The organism is Brevundimonas aurifodinae, from assembly GCF_040195595.1.
In the GTDB taxonomy this organism is placed as follows: domain Bacteria; phylum Pseudomonadota; class Alphaproteobacteria; order Caulobacterales; family Caulobacteraceae; genus Brevundimonas; species Brevundimonas aurifodinae.
Genome location: NZ_JBEGDD010000001.1, coordinates 316,118 through 331,262, shown reverse-complemented (window position 1 = coordinate 331,262; position 15,145 = coordinate 316,118). Strand labels below are relative to the sequence as shown.

Genomic DNA, 15,145 nt, shown 5'->3' with positions numbered 1-15,145 from the left:
TGACGATGTCCAGGCCTAGAAGCCGGGCATGGATCACCCGCTCGACCGCCCGCTGTGGAACGCCCTGACCGGACGGCTGTCCGAGGCCGCGCTCGGCGACGCGCACGCCGTGCGGATCGACCCGGAGGTCGGCGTCTTCGCGGCCGCCGCCGACGCCTCGCCCGACAGCGTCGCCGCCCTAGCCGCCCTGTGCCGCGCCCACCCCGGCGCGGGTCTGGTCGAGCTGGAGGGTGGGCCGATGGACGGTGTCCTGCCGACCCGCGTCGAGATCATCAGTCGCAACCCCTGCCTCCAGATGATCTGCGAAGCCCTGACCCCCGCGCCCGAGGACGACGGCCTCGAGGTGGTCGTCCTCGGCGACGCCGACGCCGCCGAGATGCTGGCGCTCGCCACTTTGACCAAGCCCGGCCCGTTTCGCCCCCGCACCCATAGGCTCGGGGGCTTCATCGGCGTCCGGCGCGACGGTCGCCTCGCCGCCATGGCCGGGCGACGGCTGCGGGTCGAGGGCCACACCGAACTGTCCGGGGTCTGCACCCATCCCGACTTTCGCGGCCATGGCCTAGCCACGGCCCTGTCGCGCCGCGTCGTCGCCGCCATCCTGGCCGAGGGCGAGACCGCCTTCCTGCACGCCTATGCCACGCACGAGGCGACGGTCGCCCTGTACGAAAGCCTGGGCTTCCACGCCAGGGCCCGCGTGACCTATACCGTCTTGGCCTGACCGGAGCGCCCGCCATGAGCGACCACACCGCCACCGTCGAATGGGTCCGGGGCGAACAGCCCTTCACAGACAACCGCTATTCCCGCGCCCATGACTGGACCTTCGACGGCGGCGCCGTCGTTCGCGGCTCCTCGGCCCCGACCAGCGTCCCCGCGCCGATGTCGGACCCCGCGGCCGTGGACCCGGAGGAGGCGCTGGTGGCCGCGGTCAGCGCCTGCCACATGTTGTTCTTCCTGGCCCTCTCCGGAAAGGCCGGCTTCGTCATCGACCGCTATCGCGACGCCGCCTCGGGCACCCTGGCGCGCGACGACCGGGGCCGGATGTCGATGACCGAGATCGTCCTGCGTCCCGCCGTGACCTGGGCGGGGGCCGAGCCCGACGCGGCGAAACTGGCGGACCTGCACGATCAGTCGCACCGCCTCTGCTACATCGCCAACTCCATCCGGGGCGAGGTGCGGATCGAACCGGCCTGATTGTCAGACCGGAGGCGCGACCGCCGTGTCCTCCAGCAGGGCCGCGAACCGCCGGATCGCCTCGGCGCACAGGGCGTCGTCGTAACGCATGGGCGGGGCCGTCATCGGCTCGTCGAAGCTGTGGGTGCCGTCCGCGATCCAGGTCTCGACCTCGGCTCCGCAATTCCTGACCATGGCATGCACCCGTTCGGCGTTGCGGACGGTGGTCAGATGATCCTTCGCCGCCACCACGGCCAGGGTCTTGGGGCAATGCCGCCAGGGCCGCATCCGGTTCAGGGCCGCGACCCCGACGTAGGGGTAGGCCAGATAGGTCGCCTTGACCGCCTCCAGCGACACGGCCCCCGCATCGACCAGCCCCAAGGCGCCGGCCCGCTCCCGATCCGCGCTCATCGCCTCCATGATGCCCCAGCCCCCGTGGCTCCACCCCGCCAGCACCAGGGTCGAGGCGTCCACCTCGGGCCGGGCCGAGACGCCGTGGATCGTCGCCAGGATATCACCGGCCCGCTCCCATCCGCGCAGCAACAGACCGGTGCAGACCGTCGCCATGGCGAACTGCCGGCTCCATCCGCGCGGCGCATAGGAATCCACGATGACCGCCCGCCAGCCCCGGGCCTTCGCCGCCGCCGCGTATCGCGGCAGATGCCCCCGCAGGCCCCCACACCCGTGAAACAGCAGCACCGCCGGCCTGGGCCGATCGTCGTCCGGCCCAACGATCGTGACGTGCGGCTCAAGCCGGGACCAGCGGGTGGCGAGGGTGTCCATCGGCGTCCTCCTAGCCCACATGGAGCGCTGCCTTAAATCTCTGTCATGTTTCGCCAGCTACCTTGCGACGCCAGATACCTTGCGATAGATCGTCATCTGTCAAAGGAGGTGATCGGCATGCCCGAAACCATAGAGATCCAGCTGAAGAAGGGGGTGCTGACGCTGTGCGTTCTCGCCCTTCTCGCCCGGGGCGACAGCTACGCCTACGAGATCGCCAGCCGGCTGTCCGACGCCATCGACATGGGCGAGGGCACCATCTACCCGCTGATGCGGCGGATGCAGACCGACGGCCTGGTCGAGACCTATCTGGTCGAATCCAGCGCGGGCCCGTCGCGCAAATACTACCGGCTCAGCCCGGCCGGGCGCGACGCCCTCGCCGCCCAATCCGCCGAATGGACCCATTTCGCCCGCGCCGTCGACGCCATCGTGACGCCGAGCGCCGCAGACGCCCAAGCTCAGGGGGAGCCCGCATGACCCGTCAGGAATTTCTTCGCCGCTTGAAAGCCGGCCTCGTCGGCCTGCCGACGACCACCGCCGCCGAGATCGTCTCGGACTACGAGACCCACTTCGACGACGGCGTCGCGGCCGGTCGCTCCGAGGCCGAGGTGGCCGCCGCCCTCGGTGATCCCGACCGCCTGGCCCGCGAACTGCGCGCCGAGGCCGGGGCCCAGCGCTGGCACCAGGAGAAGAACCCGTCGGCCGCCGCCGCCGCCGTCTTCGCGGTTCTGGGGCTGGGCGCCATCGACATCCTGATCCTGCTGCCCATCCTGATGGGCGTGATCGGTACGATTTTCGGCTTCTTCATCGCCGCCATCGCCCTGTTCTTCTCGGGCGGCGCGGTCATGGTGGCCGGACCCTTCGCGGCGCCTCCGGGCGGACCGCTGGCGGCCATCCTGTTCGGCCTCGGCCTGATGGCGGCGGCGACCACGATCGCCGCCCTCCTGGCCATCGTCAGCGTCTGGCTGGTCAACGGCCTGGTCTGGTTCGCCCGTCTTCACTACCGGCTGCTGAAGCCGGCGCTTGAACCCTCCAACACCACGACTTCGGGAGCCTCGGCATGATCCGCACCCTCTTCATCATCGCCGGCGCGGCGTTCGTTCTGTCGATCGCCACGATCGGCGGCGCCGCCGCCCTGGGCAGCCGCGATCTGGCCGCCAACGGCTGGTCCTGGACCTTCACCGAGGACGAGTGGGGCAACGGCCGCATCCAGCGCGCCGGCAAGGCCGAGGATCTCGGCCCTGACATCACCCGCTCGGTCGCCTTCGAGGGCGGCGAGCGTCTGGAGCTCGACCTGCCGGCGGACGTCACCTACGTCCAGGGCGACGCCAACACCGTCGAGATCGTCGGCCCCCAGAGCGTCATCGACCGCATCCGCGTCCAGGGTTCGCGCATCTGGATGGACAACGGCCCCGAGCGCGTCACCGTGCGCTGGGACAGCGACGGCATCGACGGCTGGTCCGATACCGAACGCGTCCGCATCACGGTCACGGCACCGTCGGTCACGACCTTCGATCTCGAAGGCTCCTCGGACGTCAAGATCCGCGACTACGACCACGACACCATGGCCATCGACCTGTCCGGCTCGGGCGAGATCGAGATCGACGGCCGGGCCACGGCGCTGGAGCTCGATATCTCCGGCTCGGGCGAGGCCGACCTGTCCCGCCTCATCCTGACCGACGCCAATGTCGCCATCGCCGGCTCGGGCGAGGCCCGCCTTGGCCCGACCGGCCGGGCGGATATCACCATCTCGGGTTCGGGCGACGTCGAGCTGACGCAGCAGCCCGCGACGCTGAACCAGTCGATCAGCGGGTCGGGCGACATCGACGTGGTCAGCGTCCGGTCCGAGCGGCGCGTGTCCGACACGCCGCCGGTCACCGTCTCGACGACCCGTTCGGTCGAGGTGACGGAAGGACGGTAGGGGCGGGGTCCCTTCTCCCCTTGCGAGAGAAGGGGCAGTCGGTTGGCCCTGGAGCATGATCGATTGAGGAGGACCCCCTGCGTGGGTCCGCCGAAAGCGTGAATCATGCTCTCGCTGGATCCTGGACCCTGATTCACGGCATCAGCGGAATCGCGAAGCGATTCCCCCTCAGCCGATCAGGGTCTAGGGGATCGGCTGAACCTCGACCGTCATTCCCAGCGCCTCGAACTGCGGGCGCACCACCGAGGCGTCGCCCACCACGACCCAGACGAAGCGGTCCGGATCGATCGCGGCGCGGGCGGCGGCGTCCATCTCGGCCGGGGTCAGGGCGCGGGTGCGGCTGGCCACCGTCTCGGCGTAGTCGTCCGGACGATCGAACAGGGCGTTCGTCATCAGGGCGTTCATCACCTGGGCCGAAGTCTCGTACTGGCCGGCGAGCGAGCGGGTGTTGCCGGCGACGGCGCGGTCGCGTTCGGCCGCCGTGACGCCCTCGGCTTCCAGGAACCGCTCGTACTGGGCGATCAGGGCCGCGACCGAGTCGGCCGTGCGGTTGGCCTGGACCGGCGCGTTGATCAGATACGGCACCTGGTGCTCGACCAGATTCACGTTGCCGCGCACGCCGTAGGACCAGCCCTTGGTCTCGCGCAGGTCGGCGTTGATCCGCGACAGGAAGTCCGCCCCCAGGATGGAGTTGGCGGCGTTCAGCGTCAGGGTGTCGTCCGTGCCCGACAGCGGCAGGATCTGCCCGCCCAGGATCAGCGACTGCGGCGACTGCGGCCGGTCGATCAGGACGATGCGCGGCTGGGCGGCCGGAACGGTGGCGGCGAACCGCTTCTCGCCCCTGGCGGCTGAGGGCGCGGACCAGTCGCCCAGGGCCCGGTTCAGCTCGGCCTGGACCTCGGCCAGGGGCCGGTCCGAAACCACGAACACGGTGGCGTTGTCCGGGCGGATCCAGGCGGCGTGCTCGCCGCGCAGGTCGGCGGCCGTCAGGGCCCGGACCGTGGCCTCGTCGCCCGTACCGGTGAAGCCACGGCCATAGGGGCTGTCGGGCCCGTAGAGCAGCGGCGGCAGGGCGCGCAGCGCGATGGCGTTGGGGTTGGTGCGTTCGTTGGCGATGGCCGACAGACGCTGTTGGCGCACCCGCTCGACCTCGGCCTCGGAGAAGGCCGGGTTGCGGATGACGTCGGCCAGCAACGTCAGCGACGGGGCCAGGTTGGCGCTGGGGCTCGACAGGGTCGCGGTCGAGCGATCCATCGAGGCGCCGACGTTGATGTTGGCGCCCAGTCGTTCCTGCGCCTCGGCCAGATCGGTCGGGCCGCGCGTGGTGGTGGCCTCGTCCAGCAGGTCCAGCATCAGGCTGTGGGCCCCCAGGCGATCGGCCCGGTCGGCGGCATAGCCGGCGTCGAACTCGACCGCGACGCGGGTCACCGGCACGGTGTCGACCTGGACGTAGACGACCTCCATGCCGTTCGACAGGCGGGCGCGCTCGACGGCGGGGAAGTCGATGTCCGGCACCTCGCCGATCTCGGGCATGGCCATGCGCTCGACGCGCTGGATCTCCTGTGCGGGGACAGGGGTGGCCCCCGGCGGGGCCGAGGCGGCCTCGACATAGGCCTCGCGCTCGCCCGGAGCGATGGTGATGGAGGCGACCGGCCGGGTCAGCCAGCGCTGCATGGCGTCGCGGACCTGGGCCGGGGTGACCGAGGCATAGGCCTCCAGCTCGCGCTTGTAATAGTCGGGATCGCCCGCATAGAGCTGGCCCTCGGCCAGGGTCGAGGCCTTGCCGTTGACCTGCTCCAGGCTCTGCAGCGTGCCGGCGACGTAGCGGGTGGCGACGCGGGCGACCTCTTCCTCGGTCGGGCCGTTCTGGATCAGGTCGGCCATGATGGCGTCGAGACGGGCACCGACGGCCTCCGCGTCCTCGCCGGCCTTCACATTGGCCGAGACCTGGAAGATGCCGACGCGGTGATAGGCCTGCATGCCGGCCTGCACCGAAACGGCCGTCTCGTCGCCGCGAACCAGCTCATTGTCCAGCCGCGAACTGGCCAGTCCGCCCAGCACCGAGGCGCCGACCGCCAGGGGCACGGCGTCCTCGCTCAGCATGCCGGGGACGGCCCAGTTGCGGGTGATGCGGGTGTTGGCCACCCGGTCGTGGAGGGTGATCTCGACCGGCGCGTCCAGCGTCGGCACGTCGGCCTGGGCGGGTTCGTTCACCGGTCCGCGCGCGATCGGCCCGAAATAGCGCTCGGTCAGGGTGCGCGCCGTGGCTTCGTCGATGTCGCCCGACAGGACCAGGACCGCGTTGTTCGGACCATAGTTGTCGCGGAACCAGTTGCGCACCGTCTCCAGGCTGGCGGCGTCCAGATCGGCCATCGAGCCGATGGCCGAGTGGCGATAGGGATGTCCAACGGGGAACAGGGTGTCCTGCTGGGTGTAGGAGAACAGGCCGTAGGGCTGGTTGTCGCGCTGACGCTTCTCGTTCTGGACGACGCCGCGTTGCAGATCGAGTACGTCCTGGCCGACCTCGCCCAGCAGATAGCCCATCCGGTCGCTTTCCAGGAACAGGGTCTGCTCCAGGGCCGGGGTGGGGACGGTCTGGAAATAGTTGGTGCGGTCGAACCAGGTGGTGCCGTTCAGATTGGTCGGCCCCAGCGCCCGCATGCGGCCCAGATAGCTGCCGGGCGCGTTCTCGGATCCGCCGAACATCAGGTGTTCGAACAGGTGGGCGAAGCCGGTCGAACCGGCCGGCTCGTCCTTGGAGCCGACGTTGTACCAGATCGACACCGCGACGACCGGGGCCTTGCGGTCCTCGTGGACCAGCACCGTCAGGCCGTTGTCCAGGGTGAAGCGCGACCACGGGATGTCGACCTCGGCCACCAGATCGGCGACCGGCGCGGCCTGCAGGTCCTGGGCCTGGGCGACGCTGGGGGCGCTCGCCACGGCGACGGCGGGGGCCTGGGCGAACGCCAGGGCGGGGGCCGTGGCGGCGAGGAGGGCGGCGAGCGATACGGCGCGAAGACGCATAAAAACGGTCCTTTTCCTGAAAAGCGCCGGAACCTTAGTCAGGGATTACACGGACGCAATCGCCGGAGGCGGTTCATGAACAAAGAGTCATGAAGCCGCTTCGACGCCCCGCTGTGCGAACGCAACGCTTCGTCGCGCATTCCGGGGGCTGAGGAGATTTCATCATGGCCGCACGACCCACCTGGCAGGGGCATCTGAAGCTGTCGCTGGTCACCTGTCCGGTGGCGCTGTTCACCGCGACCACCGCGACCAACGATGTGCGGTTCCACCTGATCAACCCGGACACCAACAACCGCATCCGCATGGTGCCGACCGATCCGGACACCGGCCCGGTCGAGCGCAGCGATCTGGTGCGCGGCTATGAGGTATCCAAGGACGAATATGTCCTGTTCGACGACGCCGACTTCGACAAGGTCAGGCTGGAGAGCACCAAGACCATCTCGATCGACACGTTCGTCGACGAGAGCGAGATCGACCGGCTGTTCTGGGACGCCCCCTTCTTCGTCGTCCCCGACAAGGGCGCGGGTGTCGAGGCCTTCGCCGTCATCCGCGACGCCATGAAGAAGCAGGGCAAGGTGGCGCTGGGCTGCCTGGTTCTGCGCGGCAAGGAGCGGCAGATCGCGCTGGAGGTCCGCGACAAGGGGCTGGTCGCCTACACCCTGCGAGCCCACGACGAGGTGCGCGACGCCGCCGACTATTTCGACGACATCCCGACGGTGAAGGCCGACGCCGACATGGTCGAGATCGCCGCCCGCATCATCGCCCAGAAGGAGGCCGACTTCGATCCGGCCGGCTTCACGGACCGCTACGACGACGCGCTGCGCGAGATGATCAAGACCAAGACCAATGGCGGCAAAGGCACGGTCGATGTGACCGAGCCCGACGACACCAATGTCATCGACCTGATGGCCGCCCTGAAGAACAGCCTGAAGGGATCGGCCGCGCCGACGAACAAGGCCGCCCCGAAGAAGGCGACGTCCAGGAAGGCCCCGGCCAGGCGGAAGTCGGCGGCCTGACGCCGCTGCCTCAGCCCGCGACCATGCTCATGTCGCGACGGGCCATCAGCTTGTCGAACTCGCCCCAGACGCCGTCCGCGCCGTGCCAGGCGCCCTGGGTGGCGGCTTTGGAGTATTCGGTGGCGCGGGCCTCGAAGAAGTTGGCGTGTTCGACGCCGCTCAGCAGCGACTGCAGCCACGGCAGGGGGTTTTCCTTCACGCCGTAGAGCTCGGGCAGCTTGAGCTGACGCAGGCGCCAGTCGGCGATGAAGCGGATGTACTGCTTGATGTCCTCGGGCGTCATGCCCTGGACCTCCCCGGCCTCGAAGGCCAGGTCGATGAACTTGTCCTCCAGCTTCACCACGGTGCGGCAGCATTCGACGATGTCGTCCGCCACGGCCGGGGTGACGCAGCCGGTTTCCTTGTTGAAGGCGTGGTACAGCTTGATGATGCCATCGCAGTGCAGGCTCTCGTCGCGCACCGACCACGACACGATCTGGCCCATGCCCTTCATCTTGTTCTGGCGCGGGAAGTTCATCAGCATGGCAAAGCTGGCGAACAGCTGCAGCCCCTCGGTGAAGCCGCCGAACATGGCGAGCGTGCGGGCGATATCGGCCTCGGTCTCGACCCCGAACTGGCCCATGTAGTCGTGCTTGTCCTTCATGGCCTCGTATTCCATGAAGGCCCCGAACTCGCTCTCGGGCATCCCGATGGTCTCGAGCAGCAGGGCGTAGGCCGCGATGTGGATGGTCTCCATGTTGGCGAAGGATGACAGCATCATCTTCACCTCGGTCGGTTTGAAGACCCGGCCGTACTTCTCCATGTAGTTGTCGGCGACCTCGATGTCGGACTGGGTGAAGAAGCGGAAGATCTGGGTCAGGAGGTTGCGCTCCTTGTCGTTCAGGTTCGCCGCCCAGTCCTTGCAGTCTTCGCCCAGCGGCACTTCCTCGGGCATCCAGTGGACCTGCTGCTGCTTCTTCCACATGTCGAAGGCCCACGGATAGCGGAACGGCTTGTAGGCCGCCGAGGGCGTCAACAGGCCGGCGGGGGCGGGCGTGATCGAGACGTGAGCGTTCATGGCGATGACCGAGGCGAACAGGGGTTGGAAGTGTCTGGACCATCCAAGCCCAGAATTGTCGCCGACGCTACCGCTAGATGATTAACGATCCCCAGCATCAACATCTTGTGTGGACATGGGGACAATCCGTCGCGGAGTTGGGGCGTGAGAACGAAAGCCGCCGAACCGTGTTAACCTTTCCATCGACGCCATGGAGGACGGGATGCGCGCAGTCTGGATGACGGGAGCCCTGATCGCGGGAATGCTGGCGTCCGCGGCGACGGCCCAGACGTGGGGCCAGCCTTACCACCGCGCGCCGGTGGTGACGTGGGGCCAGTCGCACGGCAGCTGGGGCGGCGGCCTGACCGAATGGGACGGCCGGGCCTATGCGGCGACGGGATATGCGGCGACCGGGCGCGTCAACGGGCCGGCACCGGCGCATGGCGGCGATGGCTACGGTGGCGACTACGGCTATGGACAGGGTTATGGTGATCCGCGCGCCTATCGGCCGCCGAGCCGATACGGACAGGGATACGGCTATGGCCATGATCGCGGCGGGCGATATGGCTACAGCACGGGCAACCGCTGGACGCGGTGGTCGAGCCCGCCGGGGCGCGGCTATCACGACGCCTATGGCTACAACGACGATCGGGCGCCCCGGGGACCCGACCATCGAGGCGACTATCGGCGGGACTGCGACTGTGGGAGCGGGCCCTACCTCTACGACCGCTGAGGCCAGGCTTCACGCCATGAACGCGAAGTTTAACCACGTCTCGCGGGGATCTCTCGCGCCGGGGGAGCATCCGGAACCCAAGCGCGGATTCGGGACCTAGGGTGGCCTGTCGCCGCCTGTGGAGTGCCCCCCGTGTTCGACCGCTTTCCCTCTGTCGTGATCTCGTTCCTGGCCGCCCTGATGGTGCTGGCCGCCGCCCCTGTCTTCGCTGGAGAACGCCCGGGCGGCGGTGGACATCCCGGAGGCGGGCACGGAGGGGGTCATCCGGGCGGCGGGTGCCGGGGTGGCTGCGGTGGCGGGGGAGGCCACTATGGCGGCAACATCAATGTCAATGTGAATGCCAACGCCAATGCGAACGCCAGCGCCTATGCCGGTGCGGGCGCCGGGGCCTCCATCAACGCACGCGCCTATGACGTCGGTGGCGTCTCGCGCACCTATGGCGGCGGCCATGGCGGCATGGTCGCGGTCGGGTCGGGCGGCGTCGATCCGGGCGGCTACGGCTATGGCGGAGGCTACGGCTACGTCTATGTCAGCGGACCCGGATACGGGCCCAGCCGGCCGTTCGGATATCGCGTCGCGGGCTTCGGACGTCGCTATGTCACTACCGACCGGTGCGGCGGCTGCGACCTGCCGCCAGCCCCGCCGCCGCCTTGCCGCGACCGGTGCGGCGGCTATGAGGGCCATCGTTACGGCGGCGGGTCTGGTTATGGCGGCGGTCATGGCTACGGCGCTTCGGGTTCGTCCTACAGCATGCGCGAAAGCTACAGCGAGAGCAGCGCCTATATCGGCGGCTACGCCGAGGCGCGGGGCGGATACTCGGGCGGCCACGATGCTGGATACGGCTATTCGGCCCTGCCCGAGCCGCAGACCTATCCGCCCGCGCCGGTCCAGGTCGCGCCGCCCACCGGCTACTACGGCGACCTGCCGCCCGGAGACACCGGCGAGGGCATGCCCTATCGGCAGGAGATGCCGTACCGGCAGGAGTACGGCGAGCGGGGCTGAAGCCGGGGGCCGGCCGTCAGGTCGGAACGCGGGCGATGACCTTGATCTCGAACTGGAAGCCGGCGAGCCATGTGACGCCCACGGCGGTGATGTTCGGATAGGGCGCTTCGCCCCAGTTCGCGACGTGGACCGGCCAGATGGTCTCGAAGATCGCGTCGGGATCGACCATGAACAGGGTCACGTCCACGACGTCGGCGAAGCTCGCGCCCGCGGCCGCCAGAACGCCGTTGAGGTTGTCATAGGCGAGCTGGACCTGGGCGGCGAGATCGGGTTCGGGAGAGCCGTCGGGGCGCGCGCCCACCTGGCCGGACACGAACAGCAGGTCGCCGCTGCGGATGGCGGGCGAATAGCGGTGGTGCTCATAAAGGGCATGCGGCGCGGCGGGGGAGACGACGGTTCTCTGAGCCATGACGGGCGGCCTTCTTTGGATGGGAGAGGCGCCACAGATGGGGAAGCGACCCGCCGGGACCAGATCACCCCGTCGTCGGGGCTTTCTGAGCGGGCGATCACCCGCTAGACGATCCGCGACATGACCGACCTCGCCACACTCGAACTCGATCTGATCAACGCCATCGGCGCGGCCACGACCGTGGCCGAGGTGGAGGCGGTGCGCGTCGCGGCCCTGGGCAAGACGGGCGCGATCTCGGGCCTGTTGAAGGGCATGGGAGCGATGAGCCCCGAGGAGCGGCGCGAGCAGGGACCGGTCATCAACGGCCTGCGCGACCGGGTCACCGCGGCGATCGGGGGCAAGAAGGCCGAGCTGGAGGCCGCCGAACTGGACGCGCGTCTGGCCGCCGAGCACGTCGACCTCACCTTGCCGGCCCGGCCGCGCAGGAAGGGCGGGGTTCATCCCACCATGCAGGTGATGGACGAGATGATCGCCGTCTTCGCCGGGATGGGCTTTGCCGTCGCGGAAGGCCCGGACATCGAGGACGACTTCCACAACTTCACCGCCCTGAACTTTCCGCCCAAACACCCGGCGCGAGAGATGCACGACACCTTCTTCCTGAAGCCCGATCCCGAGACGGGCGAGAGGAAGGTGCTGCGGACCCACACGTCGCCGGTGCAGGTGCGCACCATGATGAGCCAGCAGCCGCCGATCCGGATCATCGCGCCGGGCCGGACCTTCCGAAAGGATTCCGACGCCACCCACACCCCCATGTTCCACCAGATCGAAGGCCTGGTGATCGGCCGGGACATCCACATGGGTCATCTGAAGACGACCCTTAAGGAGTTCGTGGCGCGGTTCTTCGAGCTGGACGATGTGGATGCCCGGTTCCGCCCGCATCATTTCCCCTTCACCGAGCCCTCGGCCGAGATGGACATCCGCTGCGACCGGCCAAAGCCCGAGAATGGCGGCAAGCTGGTGCTGAACCAGGGCGACGACTGGCTGGAGATCCTGGGCTGCGGGATGGTGCATCCCAATGTGCTGCGGTCCTGCGGCATCGACCCGGACCAGTGGCAGGGCTTCGCCTTCGGCATGGGCGTCGACCGGCTGGCCATGCTGAAATACGGCGTGCCGGACCTGCGCCCCATGTTCGAGGCCGATGTGCGCTGGCTGGCGCACTACGGCTTCTCGGCGTTCTCCGCCCCCAACCCCGCCAGCGGACTGAGCTGACCCATGTATGATCTCGCCAACACGGGGCCGACGCCCGAAAACCTGGCCACGCGTGTGGTGTTCGAGAAGGTGCGCGTGCCCCTGTCGCGCCTGGCCGAGGCCGCGAACGCCAGCGGCCTGGGGGTCTCGGACCGGAGGTTCATCGATTGCGTGATCGTAGGGCCCTGCGTCGTCGCCCCGATGCAGGACACGCGTTTCGAGAACTGCAACATGGGCGACACCTCGGGCGACGTGCGCAACCTGTTCCTGCGGGCGGCCGGGCCGATGATGGCGGGCTGCATCGCCCTGCCGGGATGCTCGTTCGAAGGCTGTCTGTTCATGGGCGTCGGGTTCGCCGGGAACGACGCCTTTGTGGATGGCTTCACCGCCCTGCTGACCCGCCGGGAGTCCTGAGACCGTGAAGTTCACCCTGTCCTGGTTGAAGGACCATCTGGAAACCACCGCGACGGCCGCCGAAGTCGCCGACGCGATGACCATGGCCGGGCTGGAGGTCGAGCATGTCGCCGATCCGACGGTGGCCCTGGCCCCCTTCACCGTGGCCAGGATCGTCTCGGCCGAGCGCCATCCGAACGCCGACCGGCTGCAGGTCTGTCAGGTCGAGACGGTGGACGGGATGAAGGAGATCGTCTGCGGCGCGCCCAACGCGCGGGCCGGACTGACGACAATCTATGCGCCGATCGGGGCCTGGGTGCCCGGCCTGGGCGTGACCCTGGTCGAGAAGCCGGTGCGGGGCGTGGTCTCGAACGGCATGCTGTGTTCGGCGTCGGAGCTGCAGCTGTCTGACGAGAGCGACGGCATCCAGGAACTGCCGCCGGAAATCCCGGTCGGCACGCCTGTGGCGCAGCTGTTCGGGGCCGAGCCGGTGATCGATTTCGAAGTGACGCCGAACCGGCCCGACTGGCTGGGCGTGGCCGGCATCGCGCGCGATCTGGCGGCGGCGGGCGTCGGCACGCTCAAGCATTTCGACATCGCGGTGGTGCGCGGGGCCTTCCCCTCGCCGATCACCGTGCGGATCGAGGCACCGGAGATGTGCCCGGTGTTCGCCGGGCGGGTGATCCGGGGCGTGAAGAACGGGCCGTCCCCGGCCTGGCTGCAGACGCGGCTGCAGGCCATCGGTCTGCGCTCGATCAACCGGCTGGTCGATGTGACGAATCTGATCGCCTATGACCGGGCGCGGCCACTGCACGTCTATGACGTCGCCAAGCTGGTCGGCACCGAGATCGTGGTGCGCGGCGGCCAGGTCTCGGCCGGGGCGGACCGTATCGCGGCCGGCACGGCCGAGCAGATCATCGCCCTGGACGGCAGGACCTATGCGGCCGAACCGGCCATGTGCGTCATCGCCGACGCGGGCGGGGAACGTCCCATCGGCCTGGGCGGCGTCATGGGCGGAGTCTCGACCGGGTGCGACGAGGACACGGTCGATGTCTTCCTGGAAAGCGCCTGGTTCGATCCGATCGTGACTGCCCAGACGGGCCGGACGCTGACGATCACCTCCGACGCCCAGTACCGGTTCGCGCGCGGGGTGGACCCCGCCTCGGTCGTGCCGGGACTGGAGCTGGCGACGCGGCTGATCCTGGACCTGTGCGGCGGCGAGCCGTCCGAAGTGGTTCTGGCGGGACAGGCCCCGGCCGACCCCACCCCCTTCGCCTTCGACCCCGCCTATGTGAAGCGGCTGTCTGGCCTTCAACTGGAGGACGACCGGATCGGGACGATCCTGGGTCAGCTGGGCTTCCATATCGCGGCGGCACCGGCGGGCGCGGCCGCGCCCTGGACCGTGACCCCGCCGTCGTGGCGGCGCGACGTGGAGGGCAAGGCCGACCTGGTCGAGGAGGTCGCGCGCATCCACGGCTACGATCACCTGCCCGACACCCCCCTGCCCGATCAGGGCGCCCCCAGCCGAGGCGTGCTGAACCCGCGTCAGGCCCGCGTGCGGATCGCGCGTCGGGCGCTGGCGGCCATGGGCTATGCCGAGGCCGTGACCTGGTCGTTCACGCGCCGGGACATCGCCACGATGTTCGGCGGCGGCGACGAGCGGCTGGTGGTCGACAACCCGATCGCGTCGGATCTGGACTGCATGCGGCCCTCGGCCCTGCCCAATCTCATCCAGGCGGCGGCGAGGAACGCGGCGCGCGGGCACGGCGACGTGGCCCTGTTCGAGATCGGGCCGATCTATCTGGGCGACGGGCCGAACGATCAGAGGACGGTGATCGCGGGCCTGATCAGCGCGCGTTCCACCCGCCACTGGGCGGGCACGGGCGACGACGCCCTGTTCACCCTGAAGGCGGATCTGATGACCCTGCTGGAACAGATCGGCGCGCCGGTCGCCGCGATGCAGCTGGCTCAGGGCCAGAACCTTGACTGGTGGCATCCGGGCCGGGCGGCGCGGCTGCAGCTGGGACCCAAGACCGTGGTGGCCGAGTTCGGCGCCGTGCATCCGCGCGTGCTGAAGGCGCTGGACGCCGATGGGCACATGCTGGCCTTCGAGATCGTGCTGGACGCCGTGCCCGAGCCCAAGGCCAAGACCGGGGCGACCAAGGCGCGCGGCAGCGCCGACCTGCCCAATCTGATGCCGCTGACGCGGGACTTCGCCTTCGTGGTCGAGGACGGCCGGGCGGCGGGCGACCTGGTCCGGGCCGTGGCCGGGGTCGACAAGGCGCTGATCGCGGAGGTCCGGGTGTTCGACGTCTATCGCGGCGCGGGCGTTCCGGAAGGATCGAAGTCGATCGCCCTGGAAGTCGTGGTGCAGCCGCGCGAAGCCACCTTGACGGACGCCGATATCGAGGCACTGTCGGCCAAGGTCGTCGCCGCCGCGGACAAGCTGGGGGCGCGTCTGAGGGGGTAATCC

Annotated in this window: 15 protein-coding genes; 11 read left to right on the top strand and 4 right to left on the bottom strand. The window is 69.2% G+C overall.

Annotation, left to right across the window (positions count from 1 at the left end; translation table 11 throughout):
• Nucleotides 1-28 precede the first annotated feature (28 nt).
• Nucleotides 29-718 carry a GNAT family N-acetyltransferase gene (locus ABN401_RS01700; RefSeq protein WP_349683081.1) on the top strand — a complete coding sequence of 230 codons (690 nt, stop codon included), beginning with the start codon at nucleotides 29-31 and terminating at the stop codon, nucleotides 716-718.
• A 14-nt stretch (nucleotides 719-732) separates the two neighbouring features.
• Nucleotides 733-1,191 carry an OsmC family protein gene (locus tag ABN401_RS01695; RefSeq protein WP_349683080.1) on the top strand — a complete coding sequence of 153 codons (459 nt, stop codon included), beginning with the start codon at nucleotides 733-735 and terminating at the stop codon, nucleotides 1,189-1,191.
• A 3-nt stretch (nucleotides 1,192-1,194) separates the two neighbouring features.
• Here the strand turns inward: ABN401_RS01695 and ABN401_RS01690 are convergent, their stop codons facing one another.
• Nucleotides 1,195-1,953 carry a dienelactone hydrolase family protein gene (locus ABN401_RS01690; protein ID WP_349683079.1) on the bottom strand — a complete coding sequence of 253 codons (759 nt, stop codon included), beginning with the start codon at nucleotides 1,951-1,953 and terminating at the stop codon, nucleotides 1,195-1,197.
• A 117-nt stretch (nucleotides 1,954-2,070) separates the two neighbouring features.
• Here ABN401_RS01690 and ABN401_RS01685 point away from each other — a divergent pair, with 117 nt between their 5' ends.
• The 3 genes from ABN401_RS01685 to ABN401_RS01675 are packed head-to-tail and all read left to right on the top strand — an operon-like array spanning nucleotide 2,071 to nucleotide 3,871.
• Nucleotides 2,071-2,427, top strand: a complete 357-nt coding sequence (locus ABN401_RS01685; RefSeq protein WP_349683078.1) for a PadR family transcriptional regulator — start codon at nucleotides 2,071-2,073, stop codon at nucleotides 2,425-2,427.
• Nucleotides 2,424-3,014 carry a DUF1700 domain-containing protein gene (locus ABN401_RS01680; RefSeq protein ID WP_349683077.1) on the top strand — a complete coding sequence of 197 codons (591 nt, stop codon included), beginning with the start codon at nucleotides 2,424-2,426 and terminating at the stop codon, nucleotides 3,012-3,014. Before ABN401_RS01685 ends, ABN401_RS01680 begins: the two co-directional genes overlap by 4 nt.
• Nucleotides 3,011-3,871 carry a GIN domain-containing protein gene (locus tag ABN401_RS01675; protein WP_349683076.1) on the top strand — a complete coding sequence of 287 codons (861 nt, stop codon included), beginning with the start codon at nucleotides 3,011-3,013 and terminating at the stop codon, nucleotides 3,869-3,871. The genes ABN401_RS01680 and ABN401_RS01675 overlap by 4 nt, the downstream gene beginning before the upstream one ends.
• Nucleotides 3,872-4,054: 183 nt before the next feature.
• Here the strand turns inward: ABN401_RS01675 and ABN401_RS01670 are convergent, their stop codons facing one another.
• Nucleotides 4,055-6,895: a M16 family metallopeptidase gene (locus tag ABN401_RS01670; protein WP_349683075.1), complete on the bottom strand. Its 2,841-nt coding sequence runs from the start codon at nucleotides 6,893-6,895 to the stop codon at nucleotides 4,055-4,057.
• A gap of 164 nt (nucleotides 6,896-7,059) precedes the next feature.
• Between ABN401_RS01670 and ku the strand changes: the two genes are divergently transcribed.
• The gene (gene ku, locus ABN401_RS01665; RefSeq protein ID WP_349683074.1) at nucleotides 7,060-7,911 is read left to right on the top strand and encodes a non-homologous end joining protein Ku; all 852 of its coding nucleotides are present in this window, start codon (nucleotides 7,060-7,062) and stop codon (nucleotides 7,909-7,911) included.
• A gap of 10 nt (nucleotides 7,912-7,921) precedes the next feature.
• On the opposite strand, the gene ABN401_RS01660 is transcribed toward ku, so the two are convergent.
• On the bottom strand, nucleotides 7,922-8,968 hold the full coding sequence (locus tag ABN401_RS01660; protein WP_349683073.1) for a ribonucleotide-diphosphate reductase subunit beta: 1,047 nt from the start codon (nucleotides 8,966-8,968) through the stop codon (nucleotides 7,922-7,924).
• A gap of 202 nt (nucleotides 8,969-9,170) precedes the next feature.
• Here ABN401_RS01660 and ABN401_RS01655 point away from each other — a divergent pair, with 202 nt between their 5' ends.
• Together ABN401_RS01655 and ABN401_RS01650 are read left to right on the top strand one after the other, a co-directional pair.
• Nucleotides 9,171-9,680, top strand: coding sequence for a hypothetical protein (locus ABN401_RS01655; RefSeq protein ID WP_349683072.1), 510 nt, complete (start codon nucleotides 9,171-9,173; stop codon nucleotides 9,678-9,680).
• 132 nt (nucleotides 9,681-9,812) lie between these two features.
• The gene (locus ABN401_RS01650; RefSeq protein ID WP_349683071.1) at nucleotides 9,813-10,682 is read left to right on the top strand and encodes a hypothetical protein; all 870 of its coding nucleotides are present in this window, start codon (nucleotides 9,813-9,815) and stop codon (nucleotides 10,680-10,682) included.
• 16 nt (nucleotides 10,683-10,698) lie between these two features.
• Here ABN401_RS01650 and ABN401_RS01645 read toward each other — a convergent pair whose 3' ends face one another.
• Complete coding sequence (locus ABN401_RS01645; protein WP_349683070.1) at nucleotides 10,699-11,091, bottom strand: RidA family protein; 393 nt, start codon at nucleotides 11,089-11,091, stop codon at nucleotides 10,699-10,701.
• Nucleotides 11,092-11,211: 120 nt separating this feature from the next.
• On the opposite strand from ABN401_RS01645, the gene pheS reads away from it, so the two are divergent.
• Genes pheS through pheT form a run of 3 tightly spaced genes read left to right on the top strand, consistent with a single transcriptional unit; the run spans nucleotide 11,212 to nucleotide 15,142 of the window.
• Nucleotides 11,212-12,300: a phenylalanine--tRNA ligase subunit alpha gene (pheS, locus tag ABN401_RS01640; RefSeq protein WP_349683069.1), complete on the top strand. Its 1,089-nt coding sequence runs from the start codon at nucleotides 11,212-11,214 to the stop codon at nucleotides 12,298-12,300.
• A gap of 3 nt (nucleotides 12,301-12,303) precedes the next feature.
• Nucleotides 12,304-12,693 carry a hypothetical protein gene (locus tag ABN401_RS01635; protein WP_349683068.1) on the top strand — a complete coding sequence of 130 codons (390 nt, stop codon included), beginning with the start codon at nucleotides 12,304-12,306 and terminating at the stop codon, nucleotides 12,691-12,693.
• A 4-nt stretch (nucleotides 12,694-12,697) separates the two neighbouring features.
• Nucleotides 12,698-15,142 carry a phenylalanine--tRNA ligase subunit beta gene (gene pheT, locus ABN401_RS01630; protein ID WP_349683067.1) on the top strand — a complete coding sequence of 815 codons (2,445 nt, stop codon included), beginning with the start codon at nucleotides 12,698-12,700 and terminating at the stop codon, nucleotides 15,140-15,142.
• Nucleotides 15,143-15,145: the final 3 nt, after the last annotated feature.

What these genes read in the sequence shown, in the direction of transcription:
- ABN401_RS01670 (WP_349683075.1), bottom strand. Translation starts at nt 6,895, where the DNA reads ATGCGTCTTCGCGCCGTATCGCTCGCCGCCCTCCTCGCCGCCACGGCC.
- ABN401_RS01660 (WP_349683073.1), bottom strand. Translation starts at nt 8,968, where the DNA reads ATGAACGCTCACGTCTCGATCACGCCCGCCCCCGCCGGCCTGTTGACG.
- ABN401_RS01645 (WP_349683070.1), bottom strand. Translation starts at nt 11,091, where the DNA reads ATGGCTCAGAGAACCGTCGTCTCCCCCGCCGCGCCGCATGCCCTTTAT.
- ABN401_RS01635 (WP_349683068.1), top strand. Translation starts at nt 12,304, where the DNA reads ATGTATGATCTCGCCAACACGGGGCCGACGCCCGAAAACCTGGCCACG.
- ku (WP_349683074.1), top strand. Translation starts at nt 7,060, where the DNA reads ATGGCCGCACGACCCACCTGGCAGGGGCATCTGAAGCTGTCGCTGGTC.
- ABN401_RS01685 (WP_349683078.1), top strand. Translation starts at nt 2,071, where the DNA reads ATGCCCGAAACCATAGAGATCCAGCTGAAGAAGGGGGTGCTGACGCTG.
- ABN401_RS01675 (WP_349683076.1), top strand. Translation starts at nt 3,011, where the DNA reads ATGATCCGCACCCTCTTCATCATCGCCGGCGCGGCGTTCGTTCTGTCG.
- ABN401_RS01690 (WP_349683079.1), bottom strand. Translation starts at nt 1,953, where the DNA reads ATGGACACCCTCGCCACCCGCTGGTCCCGGCTTGAGCCGCACGTCACG.
- ABN401_RS01655 (WP_349683072.1), top strand. Translation starts at nt 9,171, where the DNA reads ATGCGCGCAGTCTGGATGACGGGAGCCCTGATCGCGGGAATGCTGGCG.
- ABN401_RS01695 (WP_349683080.1), top strand. Translation starts at nt 733, where the DNA reads ATGAGCGACCACACCGCCACCGTCGAATGGGTCCGGGGCGAACAGCCC.
- ABN401_RS01700 (WP_349683081.1), top strand. Translation starts at nt 29, where the DNA reads ATGGATCACCCGCTCGACCGCCCGCTGTGGAACGCCCTGACCGGACGG.
- ABN401_RS01680 (WP_349683077.1), top strand. Translation starts at nt 2,424, where the DNA reads ATGACCCGTCAGGAATTTCTTCGCCGCTTGAAAGCCGGCCTCGTCGGC.
- pheS (WP_349683069.1), top strand. Translation starts at nt 11,212, where the DNA reads ATGACCGACCTCGCCACACTCGAACTCGATCTGATCAACGCCATCGGC.